The organism is Mycolicibacterium hodleri, assembly GCF_025822245.1.
In the GTDB taxonomy this organism is placed as follows: domain Bacteria; phylum Actinomycetota; class Actinomycetes; order Mycobacteriales; family Mycobacteriaceae; genus Mycobacterium; species Mycobacterium hodleri.
The window spans coordinates 39,286-59,387 of sequence record NZ_JACKTL010000067.1 but is presented as its reverse complement, the minus strand read 5'-3'; the positions used below and the strand labels follow the sequence as shown (position 1 = coordinate 59,387).

Here is a 20,102-nt window from a genome sequence, read left to right as displayed (position 1 = left end):
AGGTGCCGCTCAAAGCCGACGTCCTGGGAATGGTGCATCACTATCCCGAGAGCTTCAAGATTGGCCGCGAACAGGTGCGTCAGTTCGCCCGCGCGATCAAGGCCGACGACCCGGCGACGTTCGACGAGGCCGCCGCCGCCGCCCTCGGCCACGACGACCTGATCGCCTCCCCGACGTTTCCGTCGATCCTGGCGCTGCTGGTGCAGCAGGACTTCTTCCGCAAGGTCGACGTCGGGCTGACCACGATGCAGATCGTCCAGGTCGACCAGAAGTTCGTGTTCCACAAGCCGCTGGTGGTCGGCGAGACGCTGACCGCGTCGCTGGAGATCCAGTCCGTCGTCGAGCGGTTTGGCGCGGACATCGTGGTCACCCGCAGCGTCTGCGTCGACGAGAAGAACGAAGTGGTGCTGGAGGCGTTCACCACGTTGATGGGCCACGAGGGCGACAATTCGATCCAGGTCCAGTGGGACGCGGAGAGCGGTCAGGTCGTCCGGACCGCCGCCACGGATTAGTAACTCGCAACAGGGCCGTTGTACACTCGGTCCTCGGGGTTCTTCCCAATCATGCGCGCTGTCCGTCGGTTACTGATCGGCCGATCGGGGAGCGCGTAAATTGTGTAAAACTCCGAAACGGGATGGTGCTGCCAGCAGTTCCGTCTGTGAAGGGGCGTAGCTCAACTGGCAGAGCAGCGGTCTCCAAAACCGCAGGTTGCAGGTTCAAGTCCTGTCGCCCCTGCTCCACTGATCGACAGCGTGGACACTGGAAGGTGACCACCAAGGAAACCGACGAAAGGCATGCGGTGAGCGACGATCGCAACGGTGCCGACTCTCCAGTCGACGACATCGAGTCCGACGTCGACTCTCGGGTCGACGCCGTGGACGCAACCGACGATGCCGTCGACTCGACGCCCGGGGTAGCCGGCGCCCGCAGTCAGACCGCAGTGGCGACCCGGCCGCAGCGGCCCACCGGCAAGCGCACCCGTCGCGAGGCCACCGGCTCCGCCGCAGGCGCCGCACCGGCGACCAAGTCGGACTCGGACGACACCAAGAACGGCGACGGCAAGAAGCCCAAGACCGCCAACAAGCAGTCGGGCCCGTCGCGTAATCCGATCTCGTACGTCCTGAACTTCCTGAAGCAGGTCGTGGCCGAACTCCGCAAGGTGATCTGGCCCAACCGCAAGCAGATGATCAGCTACACGACCGTGGTGCTGGTGTTCCTGGCTTTCATGGTGTCGCTCATTGGCGGCGTCGACCTGGGCCTGGCAAAACTCGTAACGCTGGTATTCGGCTGACGAAGCCGCCACGCGCACGAGCGAAAGATTTAGAGAGGACTGACACGTGACTTCCTTCGAGGGCGACACGCCTTCGGCTTCGGCTGTGTCCGACGCACGCATTGAGGACGCCGATCCCACCACGGTGATCGCGAGCAGAACTGCGGAGTCGTTGGAGTCGTCGACGGCCGAGGCCGTCGCCGAAATCGCGGACGTCGAGGACGTTCAGGACGAGGTCGAAGACGCACCCGCCGCCGAGGAGACCGAGGCTGGACGTGACGAAGACCCAGAAGAAGAGCAAGACCCCGCCGTCGCGCTGAAGAAGGATCTCCGCAAGAAACCCGGCAACTGGTACGTCATCCACTCCTACGCGGGCTACGAGAACAAGGTGAAGGCCAACCTCGAGACGCGTGTCCAGAACCTCGACGTCGGCGACTACATCTTCCAGGTGGAAGTGCCGACCGAAGAGGTCACCGAGATCAAGAACGGCCAGCGCAAGCAGGTCAACCGCAAGGTGCTGCCCGGCTACATCCTGGTGCGCATGGAGCTCACCGACGAGTCGTGGAGCGCGGTCCGCAACACCCCGGGTGTCACGGGCTTCGTCGGTGCGACGTCCAAGCCGTCGGCGCTGACGCTCGACGACGTCGTCAAGTTCCTGCTCCCGCAGGGCGCGGCGAAGAAGCCGGCCAAGTCCACCTCGGGCGGCGCCGCGGCGGCCGCCGAGTCCGGTGGTCTCGAGCGGCCGACCATCCTGGTCGACTTCGAGGTCGGCGAGTCGGTCACCGTCATGGACGGCCCGTTCGCCACGTTGCCCGCGTCGATCAGCGAGGTCAACGCCGAGCAGCAGAAGCTCAAGGTGCTGGTGTCGATCTTCGGTCGCGAGACGCCCGTCGAATTGGCCTTCACCCAGGTCTCCAAGATCTAAGAACAACGAGAACAGGAAAGAACACGTCATGGCCCCGAAGAAGAAGAAGGTCACTGGGCTGATCAAGCTGCAGGTCCAGGCAGGTGCGGCCAACCCCGCCCCGCCGATCGGCCCCGCGCTCGGTCAGCACGGCGTCAACATCATGGAGTTCTGCAAGGCGTACAACGCCGCGACGGAATCCCAGCGTGGCAACGTCATCCCCGTGGAGATCACGGTCTACGAGGACCGCAGCTTCACGTTCGTGCTGAAGACCCCGCCCGCCGCCAAGCTGCTGCTGAAGGCGGCCGGCGTGCAGAAGGGCTCCGGCGAGCCGCACAAGACCAAGGTCGCCAAGGTGACTTGGGATCAGATCCGCGAGATCGCGGAGCAGAAGAAGGAAGACCTCAACGCCAACGACATCGACGCCGCGGCGAAGATCATCGCCGGCACCGCCCGTTCGATGGGAATCACGGTCTCCTAGTTAGACGTTGTAACCAGCTAGAACGTGGGAGGGCCCGCTTCGGCCCGCGCACCACGACCCAACGCAAGTGATTGGAATCCAATGAGCAAGAACAGCAAGGCATACCGCGAAGCGGCCGAGAAGGTCGACCGCGACAACCTCTACACGCCGCTCGAGGCCGCGAAGTTGGCCAAGGAGACGTCGTCGAAGAAGCAGGACGCCACCGTCGAGGTCGCGATCCGCCTGGGCGTCGACCCCCGCAAGGCCGACCAGATGGTGCGTGGCACCGTCAACCTGCCGCACGGCACGGGCAAGACCGCCCGCGTCATCGTGTTCGCCGTCGGCGAGAAGGCCGAGGCCGCTGTGGCCGCCGGCGCCGACGAGGTGGGCAGCGACGACCTGATCGAGCGCATCCAGGGCGGCTTCCTGGACTTCGACGCCGCGATCGCGACGCCCGACCAGATGGCCAAGGTTGGCAAGATCGCCCGCGTGCTGGGCCCGCGTGGCCTGATGCCCAACCCGAAGACCGGCACCGTCACCCCCGACGTGGCGAAGGCCGTCAACGAGATCAAGGGCGGCAAGATCAACTTCCGCGTCGACAAGCAGGCCAACCTGCACTTCGTGATCGGCAAGGCGTCGTTCGACGAGAAGTCGCTCGCCGAGAACTACGGCGCCGCGATCGACGAGATCATGCGTGCCAAGCCGTCGTCGTCGAAGGGCCGTTACCTGAAGAAGGTCACCGTCTCCACCACGACCGGCCCCGGCATCCAGGTCGACCCGGCCATCACCCGCGGTTTCGCGGAGGCGTAGGCCGAAGGCCGGAGCCGACCATGGGCTCCGCGGCGTAGCCATTTTCTAGCGAGCTCCTCGGCACCTTCGGGTGCCGGGGAGTTTTGCGTTATGCGGTCGGCACCATCACGGTGACCAGGAGCGCGCGATGATCGGTGCCCGGCAACTCGACGGTCTTCGTCGATGTGGCGGTGGCCTTCCTGGTCAGGACGTGGTCGATGCCGAGCACCGGGGGATACGGCTCGTTCGACGGGAAGGTCAAGTTGCGACCGGACCCAGCCTGCCGCGCCGCGTCCTGGTAGCCGTTGGTCAGCAACCGGCGGAACGCCACCATGTCGATCGTGGAGTTGAAGTCGCCGCCGACGATGACCGCTCCGTCGCCGTTGCCGCCGGCCACCTGGGCCAGCGTGGCCGGGAACTTCGCGATGTCACCCTGCCAGCCGCTGATCGGCCGCGGCCATGGCGCGTCGAGGTGCACGGTCAGCAGCGACACCTCGTGGGCGACGCGAGGGATGCGGACGTCGGCGCGCACCATCGCCAGCTGGTAACCCGGGATGCGGGTGGAGTCGGTGATCGGGTGCCGGCTGTAGATGCCCACGCCGGCGGACACCGGGCGCGCGTCGAGGGACTGGTACGGGAAGGTGTCGTCGATGCCGGCCGCGGCCAGCCCGCGGGCCGCGGCCGGGGTCAGCTCCTGAACCATCAGGACGTCGGCATCCGCTGCGGCGACCCGGGCGATGGCGTCCGGCTCGGCCAGGCCGTAGAGCATGTTGACCGTCATCGTCCGAACGGCCACCGACGCGGGGTCGGGGGTGGCGCCGACGAACCAGGGCACCTGAAGCGCGACCAGTACGGCGGTGAGTAGGGCGGCGACGGCGGCGAGGACCCATCGCCGAACCCAGACCAGCACGACGACGGCGACCGGGGCGGCGAGCATCAGGTACGGCGCGGCGATGACGACGTACAGCACGCCGTGGGTGGGGATCGGGGTGAAGCGCACCACCAGGGCGGCTGCGGCCGCGAGGATCAGGGCGACGCCAAGGCAGATGGCGACGACTCGACGTGCGGTGGTCAGGCTTCCTCCTCGGATGGCGTCATGCCGCACGTGCAGTGACGCGGTGTCGAGACCAGTATTCCTGCGTCTCGGCGCGCTGGCATTGCAGACTCGTACCGTGCCCCCGCCCAGGAGATGGATTGTCACCGTGTTCGGCGTAATGTGCGCCGCCATGATCAACGTTGCGTCGGCCGCCGCCGACCCGCCGCCGGTGTCGCCGCAGGCCCGGGCAGCGGGGCTGGTCGACGTGCGCACCGTGGTGCCCGACGCGACGGTCGACCTGCGATATGCGACGGCCGACAACTTCGTCGGGGTGGCGCTCTACCCGGCCGACGCGCGGTGTCTGGTGCACGAGTCGATGGCCGACGGTCTGGCCACGGCCGCGAATGCGCTTCGGGCACAAGGGAACCGGCTAGTGTTCTGGGACTGCTACCGTCCGCACGACGTCCAGGTGAGGATGTTCCAGGAAGTGCCCGACCCGAACTGGGTTGCGCGACCGAGTGTTTACGCGCGTAGCCACGAGGCGGGGAGGTCGGTCGACGTGACCGTCGCCGACGGACACTACGGGTGGCTGCTGGACATGGGTACGGGGTTCGACGACTTCACCCCGAAGAGCCTGGCCTACGCCACCGACGGGGTGACTGCCGAGCAGCAGGCCAACCGCGCCCTGCTGCGGACGGCGATGCAGGCCGGCGGTCTCACCCCGTATGCGGGGGAGTGGTGGCACTTCGACGGACCCGGCGCGAAGGATCCGCGACCGATTCTGGACGTGCCGGTGAACTGAGCTGGTGGCGTCAGCTGGCGATCTGCTCGCCGCTGCCGAGGCAGACGTGCGAGAGGTTCGCGAACGGAAAGTCGCAGGTGACGCAGGCGCCGTCGGTACTCACCGGCGCCGGCTGTGGCTGGTGGCCGGCGTGAATCCAGGGGACACGCACGTGCCCTGGTAGTGCCAACAGACCATTGATCATGACTTCCCCCGAACGTCATCGGCGCAAGCTCCCCCTGGCCGATGAACCAACATTAGCTCACGGCAACGTCTTGTGCACCGGGGAAAACCCTCGAGTTTCGAGCGGGCATCCCCGTTGCGCCACAACTCCGCCGTCGTGAGCCACGGCTATGAGGACATGATCAGCGTGGCCGGACGTTGCCGTGGTCCGCGGTGAGGTTCAGAAGTTCGCAGTGCACAAGCCGTCGTGTTTTGGACAAAACTTTGCGCAGTTTTCATTGGTTGCCTGCTCAGGGAGCGAGCACCACGCTGCAGTCTTGATGTCGTGTTTCGCAGCCTTTCCTTCGGGGCTCGCAGCCGAGTTTCCTGGTGCCCCAGTTGCGACCGCGTCATCGCAGTAAAGGTTCATCAAGACTACAGATTTCTTCGAGCCGTCGATCTGACGCTTCGCCTTCTGCCATGAAGTGACAGTGCACTTGTCAGTCGCCAGCTGGCCACCGAACACCGTCGAAATGATTGGCGTGGAGCCCCATCCGGAAACTGTCGATGAGGCGTCGCTATAGGTCTTTCCGATCAGCGGGTCACTGCTTGCGGCTGAAAGTCCGCTGGTCATGGCCAGCATGGCAATGGCGGTAGCAAGCACCGCAAATATACGAAAAATAGAACTCATACAACCCCCCATGGTCGCAACGTGCGTTTCGCCGTACGAGTGACCGGCAACCGGATAGTAGCCAGCGCGGCCTAGGATTACCAGGCAGTGCTTGACGCCGCCCGACCGAGCCGCATCACGAACGGGCAAGTACAGGTGCGGCACATTCCGGGCTGATGTCGTCCGCTTTCAATGGCGCTGGGTCACCCTCCCCTGGCAGGCCATGCCACCTTGGGTGGTCCGGGTGGCCCATTGAGCTTGTGCTAACCACCGTTTCGGCATAGCTGGAGAATCGGAGGCAGGAGTTGGGCTATCTGACGGGCCACCGCGCCAAAAAATTCGGGGCGGTGGCCGATAGGATCCGAAATATCTGACGACTCGTCAACGGCAATTTGAGCGCGCAACGAAGCGAGGTCCTCGAGGGACTCTGCATCGTGCCGAGAAGCGATCATCGCTGCCTCGGTCAGTGTGAACGTGCGGCGAAGTCGATGCGGGGCATGTTCCAGAACGGTATCTCGGTGGGCCCTTGTCATCGTGAGCACTAGGTCGGCGTCTGCAACAATTCGCTCATTGATCTGTCTAGCAGCGAAATCGGAACAATCACCACCGAGTGACCCGAGAGCGAGCGCCGCCTCAGGGTGAATTGGAAGTCCTCGCAGCGCGTGGGTGCCTGCGCTGGATGCAACGAAGCTCGGAAGGCCGTGCTCAACGCCGTACGCGACGGCGAGGCGCTCGGCCGTTGGTGACCTGCAGATGTTTCCGGTGCAGATGAACAATATGTGCAGGGCAATCTCCCCCTCATCAAGCACATTGGCGGCGTCGGCCCATATGACCGCCCCCAGTATTCGCGATACACGCACCCGCCGCTAACGCTCTAGGTAGGCCGGGCGCTCGATCGGGACTACGAACGTGGTACCCGAGCGGGCGATTGTGGAGGAACGAAACCCGAGCGATCGTGTTACAAGTACGAGATTACCGACGTGAAGCGCGCCTCGCGAGGACAGGGCCGACTTCGAGCGCAAACGCTGCCACGCGGCACCGCCTGGCGACACACATCAACCCTTCGATCAGATTCCAGACGTTGCTGGATTATATTCAAAGTGAAGGGAAAGCACTGAGCCGAAGATCGGCGTTCCCGGTGAAACCGCTTGGCGCCAAGGAGTTTTGACCGACTAGGGGTTGCAGGTGCGTACGGGAGAAGCAGCTGAAATCCGGCTACGGCAGGTACCTTCTGAATCTGCTCGCAGAAGAGCGCTGATGGCGATAGCTTGTCGATCGCTGGTCGGGCGGCTCGATTGGCGCGAACTGCTGTGTGACTAGATCCGCACCATGCTCACTCAGGTTGAGATCGTTCGAAGCGGTAGTTCGGGGCGTGGCGAGTACGTCGTGAAGGCGTTAGCATGAGGCTTGAGCGGCATGCTGCGGCGGAATTATGTACCTGTGGGGGGTATGGCGGGGGGTGTTCACCAAACTGTTGACGTTGCCTCGAGGGGGCCGAGGTGGGAATATCACCATAATTTTGGCATGCGGCGCCAACGGTTCGTCCGATGTCGGTCGGGTTGAGGGTTACGACATGAATTGTGTTGACGGACTGAGCGACTCAGCGAGTCAGCCACTGGTCGAGGGTCACTCATGCCTTTACGAGATTCCGTGACCGACGCACCCGATTCGCAACGGGTGGTTCGAATCCTCGGAACTCACGGCGTGCCTGCCAACTATGGGGGATTCGAGACGGCAGCTGAGAATGTCGCCCGTTACCTGACAGATCACGGTTGGCGCGCCATTGTCTACTGCCAGACTGATCATGAAGGCCCGATCTACGAGGATGCATGGAATGGCATCGAGAGGGTCAACATCTCCGTGCCGAACCTAGGTTGGTTGGGCACGGCGAGATTCGATTGGATGTCGATCCGGCACGCAGTCAGGCATCGCGACGTCTGCCTGACATTCGGCTACAACACCGGGGTGTTCAACATCTTGCAACGCCTGCATCGGGTGCCAAACGTCATCAACATGGATGGTATCGAATGGTCGCGTAGACGATGGGGAGTTCTCCGGCAGGCGATTCTGTACGTCAACGAACGCTTCGCGGCACTCTTCGGAAACGAACTGATCGCGGATCACCCAGAACTCAACAAGTACCTGCGGACCCGTGCTCCTGCGCGGAAAATCACGACGATTACGTATGGCGCTCATCGGCCCGAGGATCCGCCAGAGGAGTTGGTCGAGGCACTTGGCCTGAAGGCGCAGCAGTACTTGACCCTGATTGCCCGGCCTATACCGGAGAACTCGATCCTCGAACTGGTACAGGGGTTTTCAGCGAAACGGCGCAGTATCCAACTCGCGATCCTCGGTGCGTACGACGGTGGTGACGATGCGTATCATCGAGCGGTACTGGACGCGGCGAGTGACGAGGTCACGTTCTTGGGGCCCATCTACGATCCTGCAACGGTGCAAGCACTGCGTTACCACTCTCTTGGATATCTTCATGGGCACACAGTGGGAGGTACGAATCCGTCACTAGTCGAAGCCTTGGCTGCTGGCAACCCGGTGATTGCACATCAAAATAAATACAACAGGTGGGTCGCGGGGGAGGCCGGCCTCTACTTCAGGTCCCCTGCCGAAGCCGAGAAGTGCATCGATGAACTTCTCGACAACCCTGAGCGTGCGGAGGAGTTGAGTCGACATGCTCTGGCGCGTTTCGAGAGCGAGTTCACATGGGACCGCGTCGCTGGGCAGTATGAGGCGTTGCTTCGCAAGAGCGCGCTTTCCCTTCGGACACAGAGTGATTGAAGGGGATTGGAAATGAGGGGGGATTGTGGTCAATGTTGGAATCGTAGGGCTCGGGAAGATGGGCCTATCGCACTTCTCGATCATCAACGCACACGCCGACGTCAAAGTCGTTGGCGTGTGCGACCCGAGTGGGTACATCCGTGACGTCTTGGGCAAGTACACCGGTGTCGACACATACGCCGATCTCGGAAGAATGCTGGACTCAGCCCACGTAGAGGCAGCGGTGATTTCGACGCCGTCGAAATTCCATGCTCCGATGGTGCGTGCCTGCCTTGAGAGCGGAATCCACGTCTTTTGCGAAAAGCCGTTTTGTCTCGACCCGGCTGACTCAGTCGCCCTCGCGGCACTTGCCAACGAACGAGGTCTTGTCACTCAGGTCGGCTACCACAACCGCCACTTGGCTACGTTCAATGAAGTGAAGCGGATCCTGGACCTGGGAGTTCTAGGCACGGTCACGCGGGTGGTCGCCGAGGCTTACGGGCCAGTCGTGCTGAAGTCAAAGGGCAGCACCTGGCGGAGCAAGAAGGACGAGGGCGGAGGTGCACTATATGACTACGCAGCGCACCCAGTTGATTTGCTCACATGGTATTTCGGCCGCCCGGAGTCAGTGTCGGGCACAGTGCTTGGCCGGGTCTTCTCGGCTGAAACCGAGGATGAGGTGTTCACGACGTTGATGTGGCCAAGCGGCGTGAGCGGTCAGGTGTCGGTCAGCTGGTCAGATGAGTCCCAGCGAAAAATGACGACCCGGATCTCGATCTGGGGCACGAACGGCAAAATTTTTGTTGACCGCCAGGAGACTCAGGTGTACCTCCGCGACGCTACACATGCGCCCGAGGAGTATGGCAAAGGTTGGACGGTCCGATACACGACCGATCTCTCGGGCGAGGTCGACTTCTATGTACGAGGGGAGGAGTATTCGATCCAGCTCGACACATGGGTGAAGCGGATCAGACGGCAGGCGGTCTCCGGATCCGCAGATTTTGCGGAAGCAAGTATCACCGATGAGGTGCTCAGCGCGATTGTTAACAGCGCAGACGGAAGTGAACGCAGGCTCGACGCGCATCCAGACGCTACCGACAAACTCCCCCAACGGCCGACTGGATTCTGGGGTCGAAGTAGGCAGCGGCGTCGGCTTCTCTCCCTGAGTGGAGAATGATCTACATGGATCGTCTCCTTTTTGGTGATAATCAGTTCTTTGGTATTAACCACATGTCAGAAGAGAAAGCGCGTGCCCAAGCAATGCGCTTTCAATCACTCGACGCAGTCATGTCAGTGCTCGACATGGCCTACGACGCGGGTGTGACAACCTTCATGTGCACAACGCACGATCGTGTCGCCGATGTGACAGACCGGGTCCGTGCCAAACCTGAACGGTATGTCGGACAAGCCTTTCTTCCATGTATGCCATATGCGCACAAGTACGCAAATGCAATGTCCGAGGCGGGGATGTTCGGCGCAGTCAAGCAGTTTCTGCCGGATGGGGGATTCTTCGATGCGGCGATGCGCAGCGGTAAATCCTTCGCCAAGAAGGATATTGAGGGGGTGATGACGCTCCTCATTGACAGCGAGATGAAGATGTTTCACGGGCTCGATACGCCGGTTGTCTTCCTGCAGAACGTCGTTGTCGACTTTCTACTCGGGATGGGATTCACCGAGGCTTTCCGGATATTCGCTGATCACGTGTCGAACGCGTACGGTGCCGAACCGGGATTCATAACGATGAACATGCCGCGACTGCTCGACGCGCTTGACGCGGTAGGTATTGCAAACCCGATCGTCTGCTCCAACATCAACAAGATCGGGTTCCGGATGTCTGGCGGGATTGACGCATACATTGACGCACTCACCAGCCGGAAGTTTCGCGCGGTTGCCATGTCGGTCTTCGCCTCGGGTTCGATCCGACCAGACGAGGCGATCGAATGGGTCACCTCGCTCCCCAACATTGAGTCAATCGTGTTCGGCGCCTCAACTCAGGGAAACATTCAATCCACGGTCGAACTCGTCAGAAAATACTCGGCTATCGACTGAAATCAAGGCCTTGCACGGCTGACCTCCGGTGAACGGGGGTTCTGATTGCTTGTCTTTCTTTGCCTAGGCTCACTTGTTCGGGCCCTGCATGGTGGAGGGCGCCGGGCTAATGTGGCTACTGGCGAAGCGTCCTGTTTTACGTGGCCTGCGCGCGAAGGGCAAGAAGCAGTCGGACGGAACCGACCGTCTCATGAAGGAAGGTGGGACCTCTTTGACGTCGTCTCTTTCACGTCGGGCGCTGCTTGGGTGGACCGCTTCTGCGGCCAGTGCGGCCATTGCTGCAGCGATGGCTCCAACGGGCAGATCAGCAGCGGCACCGGCGGATTTGCGAATCTCAAACGCGCCTTCCGTTGCAAGGACCTTCTTTGTCTCATCGTCAGGAAGCGATGACGCGGACGGAATGACGTTGGAGTCAGCCTGGGCGACTATCCAAAAGGCCAACTCCTCGCTCCCCGTGGACTCGTCGGTCCTCCTCTTCCGGCGAGGTGACACGTTCTATGGGGAGCTGAACTTGCCTTTTGGTTGCGAGGTCGGTTCCTACGGTTCAGGCGCGAGGCCCATTCTCACGATGTATAAACAGCTCAACGCACCTCAGGGTTGGGATGAGCATGCTGACGGTGTCTGGAAGATTGACTTAGGCTCCCCCGATACGCACGGCGGATACACAGCGACGAACGACGCCAACGTCGGCTTTCTGGTGGTGGAGGGCGTGGTCAAACCTGCTCTGAAGTTTGCGTTATCCGACCTCGACGCCCCGTGGGATTTCTATTGTGACATCCCAAACGACACGCTATACGTCAGGTCTTCCGGGAACCCGGCAACTATCGCCAGTGATATCAACGCCGCACCAAAGGGTAATGCTTACGGAGCGACAGGGGCCGTCATTCATTGCGCAAAGGGGGGGAACGATATTCACGATGTCCATGTCACCGGCACCGGTGGCTGCGGCATACGTGGAAATGGTTCCGATGTACACATACACGACTGCCTAATTGACTATATCGGCGGATCTTGGTTGGCAGGTCAGCCGGTCGACAATACGCGCTATGGCAATGCTATCGAAAACTGGCCCAACGTTAGTCGTTGGACCGTTGAGAAGAACGAAATCGCACAAGTCTACGATGTGGCCTGGAGTCCGCAGGGCCGTGATCAGAACGGCGGCCCAGTCTTTTGGGAGGACATGACTATTCGGGACAACTACATACACGATTGTGGTCAGATGTTCGAGATATGGTCCCAGAATAGCAATGCTGAATCGCCAGGTTTCGTGCGGATACTGATAGAAAATAATGTCTGTGAGCGTGCTGGTTACGGAGTCTTTTCAGACGTAAGGCCAGACCAAGATGTCCGCGTCCATCTTCTGAGTTATCGATTGCAAACTCCAGTCGATGTCACAATCCAGAACAACACATTCGACGATGCTTACTCGGCGTATAGTTACCATGCTGAAGGGCCTCCTAGCGGCTACGTGACGCGTAACAATACGATCCGCTTAAAGGCTGGAACGAAGATGCAGTTCCAGCGGCCTGAAACCGTCGAGCAGGCAGCGGATTGGCAGGCTGCAACCGGCCGCGAATCGGGGTCCACTATTACAGTACTTCCTTAACCAAAGTGGTGGTTGCCGGCGCTCAGCTGCCCGCTTTGCTGGTGGTTCCAGACTGAGAGATTCATGTCAAATCGGCGGCCGCGGGTTCCACGTCTCAACTGTGAATGGCAGCAACCACGCTGAAGGGAGTGTCCAGCCGCCGTAGGCGACGATCGATCTTGCATCGGCCGGCCGGAACTTCCACAGGACCGTTAGGCTTAGACCAATCGAAACGGCCAAGGGGAAAGGGCAAAATCGGGCCAGCAGCGCCTAGGTCAGGAGTCGCCTTTTCCTTTTCTGAGGACTTCCCGGGCCGTAGTCCTTACTTTGCTCCGCAACAGCATTGTCTGCATTTCACGCCTCGTGTGACCACGGACTAGGAGATGCCTCCCTCTAGACATGCTGACATAGGTCAGCCCGAACTCTGCCGCCAAAACCTGCAACGATTTTCGAGAGTATAACGAGATATGGCCATTGCGCGGTGCGGCATACCACCAATTCAGACGCTTCTCGTCGGACACAACACCGTCGTGTATAGAAGTTCCGATCATGACTATCAGATCATTGGGTGTGCACTTCTCTAAAAGAGACTGAAGAGAGCCTAGCGGATTAGGTGTGTGCTCAAAGACCTCAATAGAGGAGCAAAAGTTATATTTTCCTTGATTTTCAGACGATACATCCGTTTGGCCAAACGGATCCCAGCAATCGTACGACCATCCTGTATCTCGTAAGTATTTGGCCATTCGTCCGTTGCCGCCGCCATAATCGAGGCCGATCGTTGTGCCCGTCTTTCCTGCCAGAAACGTCGCAACCCACTGTGCGCTATCCCTGGGCCGAATCTCGGCGTAATCGGGGTCAACGGTGGCATAATAATCCCTGTTATAGATGAACTCAGACCACTGGTGATCTGTAAATCCATCGCAGAAATCAGTAAAAATGAATTCGCATTCGTTGCATCGAAAGTACATCACGGGAACTCCGGCCACCCCAGAAGGGTATTTCCGGCCGTGGCAAGTCTTGTTGAAGTCTAAGAGATCGAAAGTGGTCGTTTCGCTCGCACAAATTTTGCACGACGGAGGATTTTTCGAACGAATTAAAAGATCTACCGCGTATGTTCTCAACTCGATCATTGCACCCCTCATTTCGGCAGATGTTCGACGCCTAGCTGTCGCATTCCTTTCGCGATAGCCTCTGCTAGTTTTGGCAGACTGAACAAATGTGTGCCTGCTAGTTCTAAATCACCTGAAGTTGTTTACGCTACAGCTTTCGGCTGGTAGGGGCCGCTTGCTCCGACCAGGTGGGAGGAAACAGTCCTTCGAATTGTATTATGAGCAGCCTGAGCTGGCCGGTGACAACGCTCGATCTATGCAAAAGTGGCTAGCTGACTTCGTTCTGGGAGGTGACTGTTGCGTGACGACGGTCCGAACCTAGGCCGAGAGCGACGCGACTAGTCACGTTTCACCGTCGGCAACACATCGATGACGACGGTCGCCGACCGTGCGGCCGTTGTGCTTCATGACGTCGGCGGTGGCCGCGAGGTCCTAGGTACTATCCGACGGTCAGGGTGCTGACCGAGGTCATACCACGGTGGTCCGGTGGGCTTCGGGCGCGTCGCAGGCACGGTTAAACATTGGTCGGGTGCGAAAGCCGTTCTTGGAGATACGAAATGAGCGCTGGTGGTGCCTCGGGTCGTGGTATTTGGGGATGGCCCTGTCCCGCAGTTGTTACCGTGATGGAGATGTTGGTGACATAGCCATTGGGCCCCGACCGTCGATTGCGCGCGAGTTCGGCCGGCATTGTCGACTATGCGGCCTTCGGCATGGGGCTTGACGAAGCGGATGGCCTTCGCGGCGCATTCACCAGCAACGACCGCCCGCGCTCGGGCCAGTTGGGCGTAGAACGTCTTCTCCGGGCGCTTGGATTGCCTCCGACGCTGACCTGGGCGCCTAATGGCCAGCGATGCAGCTGCGCTCCCAGACACAAAACCACCGTTAATAGGGCAGCTCACCCGAGAATCCTCAGACCATGGCCTGAGTCAGGTGCAAAGAAAGGGTCATTCTTGATTTTCTGCGGCGCCGTGCGCTTGGTGGCGTGGAAGCTGGCCGGTCCGGCTCGCCGCGGCAAAGACTGAATTCGCGTAGTTATATGACTCAGGCGTGCCGATATCAATGATTGGGGATCTTGTCATCACGAACCGCGGGCGCAGCCAGGGGAGACAGGGCTCAAGAAACTGTTGCTCGAAGGAGGAGGGCCCGGTCGGGAGCAAATCGAGTAGATCGCTACGGCAGGCGTATGCGCCGGCATTGATCATCCCTGGTCCGCTGGCACTTTTCTCACGAAAACCGACTACGACCCCAGCTGACGTGCTAACGCTCCCGTATCGGCTGACCTCCGCAATCTCCGACAGGGCCATAGCCAACTGATTTGTACCGAGAAGATCGAGTAGCGCGCGATAATCTACGTCTGCGAATGTATCGCCGTTGACGAAAAGGAACTCAGACGCCAGATGAGACTTTGCTGCTAGAAGCGCGCCCCCAGTGCCCAGAGGGGCGTCTTCGAAAGAGTACGTTAGTGGCACTCCGCGATAACTATCTCCGAAATGACTCTTGATTACGTTGGCCGCGTAACCCACTAGGAGGTGAATTTCGTTGACTCCCTGGGCCATCGCGCGGTCGAGGAGATGCTCCAGGAAGGGCTTGCCTGCGATGGGCGCCATAGGCTTTGGGACACCGTCCGGGATCGCACCATGTAGTCGTTTGCCGAGTCCTCCCGCTAATGCAACGAGTTGCATAGATCATCCTTTGCATTCGCGATGGCGCAGTTCATTTAGGAAGCGGAGTGCTGCGTACGGCGCGCTGGAATCCGCCAAGTTGCTGCGCCGCTTTTCGTGAAGAGACACGGGGTTACTGATCCTCCGCACTCCTGCTCAAGGCTGCGCTTGACTTCTATCCGGCGTTGGGGGTCGACGATCATCATCAGGAACCCACCACCGCCCGCGCCCGATACTTTGCCGGCGACCATGCCATGTGACTCCGCAACATGATAGGCACGTTCGATTGTCGGATTTGAAATTCGGGAGGCTAATCGCTTCTTGGCTTCCCAGCCACGTAGCAGCGACTCCGCGAACCCCGGTATGTCGCCCACCACAAGCAGATCCTTCATTTCAAGGGCCTCCGCGCGTATTGAGTGTGTCGCATCGAGGGCGTCGCTATCTCGTTCGATGACGTTGCGTTGTTGCTCGGCGATGACCTCCGAAGAAAGGCGGGAGACGCCTCCGAAGTACAAAAGCAGAGAAACCTCCAGCTCGGCGATGACCTGTCGACTTATACGTAGCGGGTTGACTACAACCTCACCGGTGGATCGAGCCTCCATGAAGTTGAAACCGCCGAATGCCGCCGCATAGTGGTCCTGCCAACCACCCGCCATGCCGAGATCGACTCGCTCAATTTCCCAGGCTAACCTTGCGAGCTCATACGGCCCAGGGGACACACCCAAGAGTTCGCATGTCGTGATTAGCATGGCGACGACCAGCGCTGACGATGAACCAAGCCCTGACCCCGGGGGAGCATCAACCTGAGTGGCAAGCTGTAGGGGAAATGGTGCGCCGCCATTGAACTCGGCGATCACGCGTCGGTAGACGGCCACGTGAAGTGGAAAGTGCTCTTCTAGTGACGTGAGATCACCAACATCGGCCTCGCCGGCCCGATCACGGTCCGGGGACCGAAATGCGATCACATCCCCTGGACCACGGTCAGCGAACGCATAAGCGTAACGATCAATCGTTGCGTTGAGAATTCTGCCGCCGAACTCGGTTGAATAGGGGTCTACGTCGGTACCTCCGCCGCCGAGACCGAGTCTCAAAGGTGCTCTCCCACGTAACACTGTCATCCCTCGATTTCCTCCCCCAGCTTCCCTACTGCGACAGCAAAGTCCCAGAGGGAATCAAACGACGCATCGGCCATATTCTCCGGATCGACACGACCCCCAATCCGAATACTCGCACAACCGCCAACCTCAGCAGCGACATTGCGCGCCAACTGTATGTCGCTTCTGCTGTCGCCGACCATGATGCTTAGGTCTGGGACACTGCTGGGATTATTTGCTAGCCATTTAAGGATGAGCTCCGGTCTCGGCTTTCGACAATTGCACTTGGCCGCCTCTAGGTGCTGGCATACCTGAAATCCATCGACCCGCACGCCGTCTGTTGATAACACACTCTGAACGTGGTCGTGTATTGCCACTAGATCGTCATTGCTCATGAGTCCTTTGCCGACACCCTGTTGATTAGTGACGACGACAAGGTGAGGTGCCCACCCCCGTAGAAGTCGCAGGGCGCGCCGAGCGTTAGGCAGCCACTCGAAGTCCTCACAGGTCCGAACGTAGTCACCAACAATCCGCCGATTGATCACGCCGTCTCTATCGACGAACAGACACCACTCGCGGCCAGTGCGTTCCAAGATCATCTCTTGGACAGCACGCTGGTTCGCCGGGTCGCTGCTACTTCGCTGCGAAGATCGCGTATTCGACATGTTCGGAGATTGCGTGGATGAACACGATATGAGACTCCTGAATTCGCCCGGTATCACTTGAAGGGACATTGATCAAGTAATCCGCGAATTCCGCAAGCTTCCCACCAGATGCACCTGTTAATGCGACAACTGTGACTCCAAGCTCCTTCGCTACGCTGGCAGCGCGAAGAATGTTCGCAGAGTTTCCGGAGGTACTAATCGCCACAAGGGTGTCGCCGGGTCTTGCGGATGCCTGAAGCGCTCTCGCAAAAACGGTGTCGTAGTCGTAGTCGTTTGCGACCGCTGTAACGTGCGACGAATTGCCGTGGAGCGCTTCTGCCCCGAGCGGCGGCCGATCAAAAATGAAGTGCCCCGTCAGTTCCGCAGCAAAGTGCTGTGCATCTGCCGCGCTGCCACCATTTCCGCACATAAACACTCGTGCACCGGTGCGGTAACCCGCAATTAACCGTTCCCCAACGGCGCGAGCTGTCTCGAGCAAGTCCGCGTCATTCAGAACACGCGTCTTAACCGCGACGGTCTCGGCAAAAATATCCGCAACGTCCCTCATGCTCAGTCCCCCTCTTAGACATCCCCATGTCGGCTTCGCACCTGACGCCGCCATGGCCCCCTGGTGGTCCAAGCTCCACCGAATATCGCTGACCAATCGGCGCGGCGGCTCGGCTGCTAGTGTCACAATAGACGGCGCTAGGCGTTGTCTGCCCATCCAGGACGAGATGAATGCGCCACCATCACGTGAACGTACCGGAGCTCAGTTGATCGGCCCAGCCAGCGCGCCCGTCCGGCTCTATAGCCCGTTGCATGATGTATCCGAACATTTCGTTGAGCGACTGTCGGAGTCCCTCGAGGCTGGTGGTGTTCCTTCTATCCGGCTCGAGTCTCGCAATGGCGAGGTCGCGGGAAGCCTGCGCGCCAAAGCCCTTGCACTAGGCGCGCACATCAAAAACGGTCGCCGTTACGCCCGCGAAGGTGGGCCAAACGTCGTTGCATGGCCCCTACTCGGCTGGTTGGACATGCCGTTATGGCGCCACTACACCAATCAGACATTCATCGCGATGCACGATCCCGAACCGTTAGCGCGGCAGAACGGCCTCTCGCCACGGGCAGCGGCTCTGTCACGCAAGCTGTCAGGATCTAAGTGGCCTCATCTGGTCACGATGAGCCCGGAGGCGCACGACGTCGCTGCCCGGTACTTCGCACCTGAACGGATTCACCTTGCACCACATCCAATGAGGGCGCCGAGTTCAGACAGTGCGGTGCGGCCCGTCCGAACGGTTCTGGTATTAGGCCAGTACAAACCAGCACGCGATTTGGATGCGATGGCCGCTATCGCTCCATCGTTGACCGCTGCTGGCTGGAATCCAACCGTGGCGGGGCGCGGTTGGCCGCCAATACCCGGGTGGCAGCTAATAAATCGCTTTCTGCCGGAAGAAGAGTTTCATGAGCTTCTGGCGTCGGCATCGGTCGTGCTCTTGCCCTATCGCTACTATTTTCAAAGCGGCGTTGCCCTACGCGCCCTCGAGGCCGGCGTACCCGTCGTTGGCCGCAGCACGGGGTTTTTGACATCGATTCTAGGGGCAAATTTTCCTGGCGCTGTTGGTAATTGGGATGACCCGAGTTCGTGGTTGGCGGCTGTGGAGGCGGCTGCGCTCGGACGGTCGGATCAAATGCGTTCCGCCTCAACTTATTCGAGGCTTGGATCGTCAGAATGGTGCGCGCTGCTGCAGCAATCCGGCGAGTTGACAGGTCAGTAGGCCATGACTAGCGGCACGGGCAGCGTGTTACACGTGCTGACAGTGCACTTCAACACACCCGATCTGACGTCGCGCCTTGTGAAAGAGCTTCCGAGGGAGTCGCCTCACGGTCGCGCTGTAGTCGTACACGTGCTGGATAACTGCTCTACGCCTGCAAATCTCTGTGCTCTACGGGCCGGGATCGACGGATTGCCGGGGGTGACACTTGACATCAGAACGACGAACATGGGCTTTGGTGGCGGGATGAACGCGCTCGTAAGCAGCTCCGACGTGAAGGATGACGATGTCATATGGCTTCTCAACCCGGACACGCGGCTCCGTGCGGGCTGTCTGGAGTCCCTTGAAGACGAGCTCGATTCAGGCGAATTCGACCTTGTGTCACCACTTATTTACAGCGGCAATGAACTAGATCCCTGGATCTGGTATTGCGGCGGCTCAATCTCCGTTCGCGAGGTGCGTGTTAAACATCAACTTTACGGTCGCCGTCTTGCCGATGCGCCGCGTCGCGCGTTTGAAACAGAGTTCATCACTGGAGCAGCGCCGATGATGCGTGCGTCCACATTCCGCACCCTGGGAGGGTTTCCTAGCGGCTACTTTCTTTATTGGGAAGACACGTACTTCTCATGGAGCGCCCGCGAACGGGGATGTCGGCTCGGCGTAGTACCGTCAGCCCATCTCTGGCACGCGGTCGGCGCTTCGTCAGGCACAGGGCAAAGTCAAACTTTTTACTATTGGTCCTCTCGCAATCGCTTCACTTTCGCCCGCGACATCGGAGTCTCACGACGCCGACTCGCGTTTGGGAAAGGGGGTATCGAAACGCTTCGCACCATCGGTAAGGCGCTGCGTGAGACGGAGGGGCGCCTGCCCAAGGCGATCGCAGCCACCCGAGGAATCTTCGAAGGTTTCACCCAAGCCGGCAAGCCCCACAGGTGCCGCAGATAGCGGTTCGGTGGAGCATAGTCTGCTGGATGAGCTCGACCGGGGCGGCGCGGCGCCGGTCGCTCTTGAAGTCTGGGGGCTCTGCTGCAATCTGTCGGGGTCGAGAATCGCGAGAGGGGTTGGACACCAGGCAATGAAAGTTCTTTTGCTGACCCCGTACTCGCCACTGATACATCACGACCACGCAGCCAATGACCTTGCCTCACCATTGGTACAGGCACTAGCTCCGTTGATGGACCTGCATGTGTATGCGCCGTCCCAACAAAATGGACTGCTTCGGAGCTGGCAAGTCGAAGGGGTGACCTACCACGCCGGCTCACCCGTAAAACGAACACAATTAGAACGAGTTGGGCGGTATCCGTTCGCTGCCCGCGGATCGTGGTCACGGCAATCCACCAGGGAGGC

20 protein-coding genes and 1 tRNA gene are annotated in these 20,102 nt (G+C 60.1%); 13 read left to right on the top strand and 8 right to left on the bottom strand.

The window, feature by feature from the left end; all coding sequences use genetic code 11:
- Positions 1 to 2 precede the first annotated feature (2 nt).
- The 6 genes from hadC to rplA all read left to right on the top strand — a co-directional run bounded on the left by hadC (position 3) and on the right by rplA (position 3,444).
- On the top strand, positions 3 to 512 hold the full coding sequence (gene hadC / locus H7J06_RS27285; protein ID WP_264042542.1) for a (3R)-hydroxyacyl-ACP dehydratase subunit HadC: 510 nt from the start codon (positions 3 to 5) through the stop codon (positions 510 to 512).
- Between the two features lie 150 nt (positions 513 to 662).
- Positions 663 to 735, top strand: a tRNA-Trp gene (locus H7J06_RS27280).
- Between the two features lie 64 nt (positions 736 to 799).
- Positions 800 to 1,291, top strand: coding sequence for a preprotein translocase subunit SecE (secE, locus tag H7J06_RS27275; RefSeq protein WP_372515421.1), 492 nt, complete (start codon positions 800 to 802; stop codon positions 1,289 to 1,291).
- Between the two features lie 46 nt (positions 1,292 to 1,337).
- Positions 1,338 to 2,195, top strand: a complete 858-nt coding sequence (gene nusG, locus H7J06_RS27270; RefSeq protein ID WP_264042540.1) for a transcription termination/antitermination protein NusG — start codon at positions 1,338 to 1,340, stop codon at positions 2,193 to 2,195.
- Between the two features lie 28 nt (positions 2,196 to 2,223).
- Positions 2,224 to 2,655 carry a 50S ribosomal protein L11 gene (gene rplK / locus H7J06_RS27265; RefSeq protein WP_056550480.1) on the top strand — a complete coding sequence of 144 codons (432 nt, stop codon included), beginning with the start codon at positions 2,224 to 2,226 and terminating at the stop codon, positions 2,653 to 2,655.
- An 81-nt stretch (positions 2,656 to 2,736) separates the two neighbouring features.
- Entirely contained in the window at positions 2,737 to 3,444 is a 708-nt protein-coding gene (gene rplA, locus H7J06_RS27260; RefSeq protein ID WP_264042539.1) for a 50S ribosomal protein L1, read from the top strand.
- Between the two features lie 88 nt (positions 3,445 to 3,532).
- Here the strand turns inward: rplA and H7J06_RS27255 are convergent, their stop codons facing one another.
- Positions 3,533 to 4,528 (bottom strand): endonuclease/exonuclease/phosphatase family protein, encoded by a 996-nt coding sequence (locus H7J06_RS27255; RefSeq protein ID WP_264042538.1) that lies wholly within the window; start codon positions 4,526 to 4,528, stop codon positions 3,533 to 3,535.
- A gap of 121 nt (positions 4,529 to 4,649) precedes the next feature.
- Here H7J06_RS27255 and H7J06_RS27250 point away from each other — a divergent pair, with 121 nt between their 5' ends.
- Positions 4,650 to 5,261, top strand: a complete 612-nt coding sequence (locus H7J06_RS27250; protein WP_308205839.1) for a M15 family metallopeptidase — start codon at positions 4,650 to 4,652, stop codon at positions 5,259 to 5,261.
- Between the two features lie 382 nt (positions 5,262 to 5,643).
- Here the strand turns inward: H7J06_RS27250 and H7J06_RS27245 are convergent, their stop codons facing one another.
- Together H7J06_RS27245 and H7J06_RS27240 are read right to left on the bottom strand one after the other, a co-directional pair.
- The gene (locus H7J06_RS27245; RefSeq protein ID WP_264042537.1) at positions 5,644 to 6,093 is read right to left on the bottom strand and encodes a hypothetical protein; all 450 of its coding nucleotides are present in this window, start codon (positions 6,091 to 6,093) and stop codon (positions 5,644 to 5,646) included.
- A 242-nt stretch (positions 6,094 to 6,335) separates the two neighbouring features.
- Positions 6,336 to 6,881, bottom strand: a complete 546-nt coding sequence (locus H7J06_RS27240) for an arsenate reductase/protein-tyrosine-phosphatase family protein (RefSeq protein WP_264042654.1) — start codon at positions 6,879 to 6,881, stop codon at positions 6,336 to 6,338.
- An 841-nt stretch (positions 6,882 to 7,722) separates the two neighbouring features.
- On the opposite strand from H7J06_RS27240, the gene H7J06_RS27235 reads away from it, so the two are divergent.
- The 4 genes from H7J06_RS27235 (at position 7,723) to H7J06_RS27220 (ending at position 12,499) form a co-directional block, all read left to right on the top strand.
- Positions 7,723 to 8,865, top strand: a complete 1,143-nt coding sequence (locus tag H7J06_RS27235) for a DUF1972 domain-containing protein (protein ID WP_264042536.1) — start codon at positions 7,723 to 7,725, stop codon at positions 8,863 to 8,865.
- Positions 8,866 to 8,890: 25 nt separating this feature from the next.
- Positions 8,891 to 10,021 (top strand): Gfo/Idh/MocA family protein, encoded by a 1,131-nt coding sequence (locus H7J06_RS27230; RefSeq protein ID WP_264042535.1) that lies wholly within the window; start codon positions 8,891 to 8,893, stop codon positions 10,019 to 10,021.
- Positions 10,021 to 10,893 (top strand): hypothetical protein, encoded by an 873-nt coding sequence (locus H7J06_RS27225; protein WP_264042653.1) that lies wholly within the window; start codon positions 10,021 to 10,023, stop codon positions 10,891 to 10,893. Before H7J06_RS27230 ends, H7J06_RS27225 begins: the two co-directional genes overlap by 1 nt.
- An 88-nt stretch (positions 10,894 to 10,981) precedes the next feature.
- Positions 10,982 to 12,499 carry a hypothetical protein gene (locus H7J06_RS27220; protein WP_264042534.1) on the top strand — a complete coding sequence of 506 codons (1,518 nt, stop codon included), beginning with the start codon at positions 10,982 to 10,984 and terminating at the stop codon, positions 12,497 to 12,499.
- Positions 12,500 to 12,753: 254 nt separating this feature from the next.
- Here the strand turns inward: H7J06_RS27220 and H7J06_RS27215 are convergent, their stop codons facing one another.
- The 5 genes from H7J06_RS27215 to H7J06_RS27195 all read right to left on the bottom strand — a co-directional run bounded on the left by H7J06_RS27215 (position 12,754) and on the right by H7J06_RS27195 (position 17,554).
- The gene (locus H7J06_RS27215; RefSeq protein ID WP_264042533.1) at positions 12,754 to 13,464 is read right to left on the bottom strand and encodes a class I SAM-dependent methyltransferase; all 711 of its coding nucleotides are present in this window, start codon (positions 13,462 to 13,464) and stop codon (positions 12,754 to 12,756) included.
- A 1,067-nt stretch (positions 13,465 to 14,531) separates the two neighbouring features.
- Positions 14,532 to 15,269, bottom strand: a complete 738-nt coding sequence (locus tag H7J06_RS27210) for a sugar phosphate nucleotidyltransferase (RefSeq protein ID WP_264042531.1) — start codon at positions 15,267 to 15,269, stop codon at positions 14,532 to 14,534.
- A 35-nt stretch (positions 15,270 to 15,304) separates the two neighbouring features.
- Positions 15,305 to 16,366, bottom strand: a complete 1,062-nt coding sequence (locus H7J06_RS27205; protein WP_264042530.1) for a GHMP family kinase ATP-binding protein — start codon at positions 16,364 to 16,366, stop codon at positions 15,305 to 15,307.
- Positions 16,363 to 16,941, bottom strand: a complete 579-nt coding sequence (locus H7J06_RS27200; protein ID WP_264042529.1) for a D-glycero-alpha-D-manno-heptose-1,7-bisphosphate 7-phosphatase — start codon at positions 16,939 to 16,941, stop codon at positions 16,363 to 16,365. The genes H7J06_RS27205 and H7J06_RS27200 overlap by 4 nt, the downstream gene beginning before the upstream one ends.
- 34 nt (positions 16,942 to 16,975) lie before the next feature.
- Entirely contained in the window at positions 16,976 to 17,554 is a 579-nt protein-coding gene (locus H7J06_RS27195; protein WP_264042528.1) for a D-sedoheptulose 7-phosphate isomerase, read from the bottom strand.
- A gap of 166 nt (positions 17,555 to 17,720) precedes the next feature.
- Here H7J06_RS27195 and H7J06_RS27190 point away from each other — a divergent pair, with 166 nt between their 5' ends.
- Positions 17,721 to 18,758, top strand: a complete 1,038-nt coding sequence (locus tag H7J06_RS27190; protein ID WP_264042527.1) for a glycosyltransferase family protein — start codon at positions 17,721 to 17,723, stop codon at positions 18,756 to 18,758.
- 3 nt (positions 18,759 to 18,761) lie between these two features.
- Positions 18,762 to 19,700, top strand: a complete 939-nt coding sequence (locus H7J06_RS27185) for a glycosyltransferase family 2 protein (RefSeq protein WP_264042526.1) — start codon at positions 18,762 to 18,764, stop codon at positions 19,698 to 19,700.
- Positions 19,701 to 20,102: the final 402 nt, after the last annotated feature.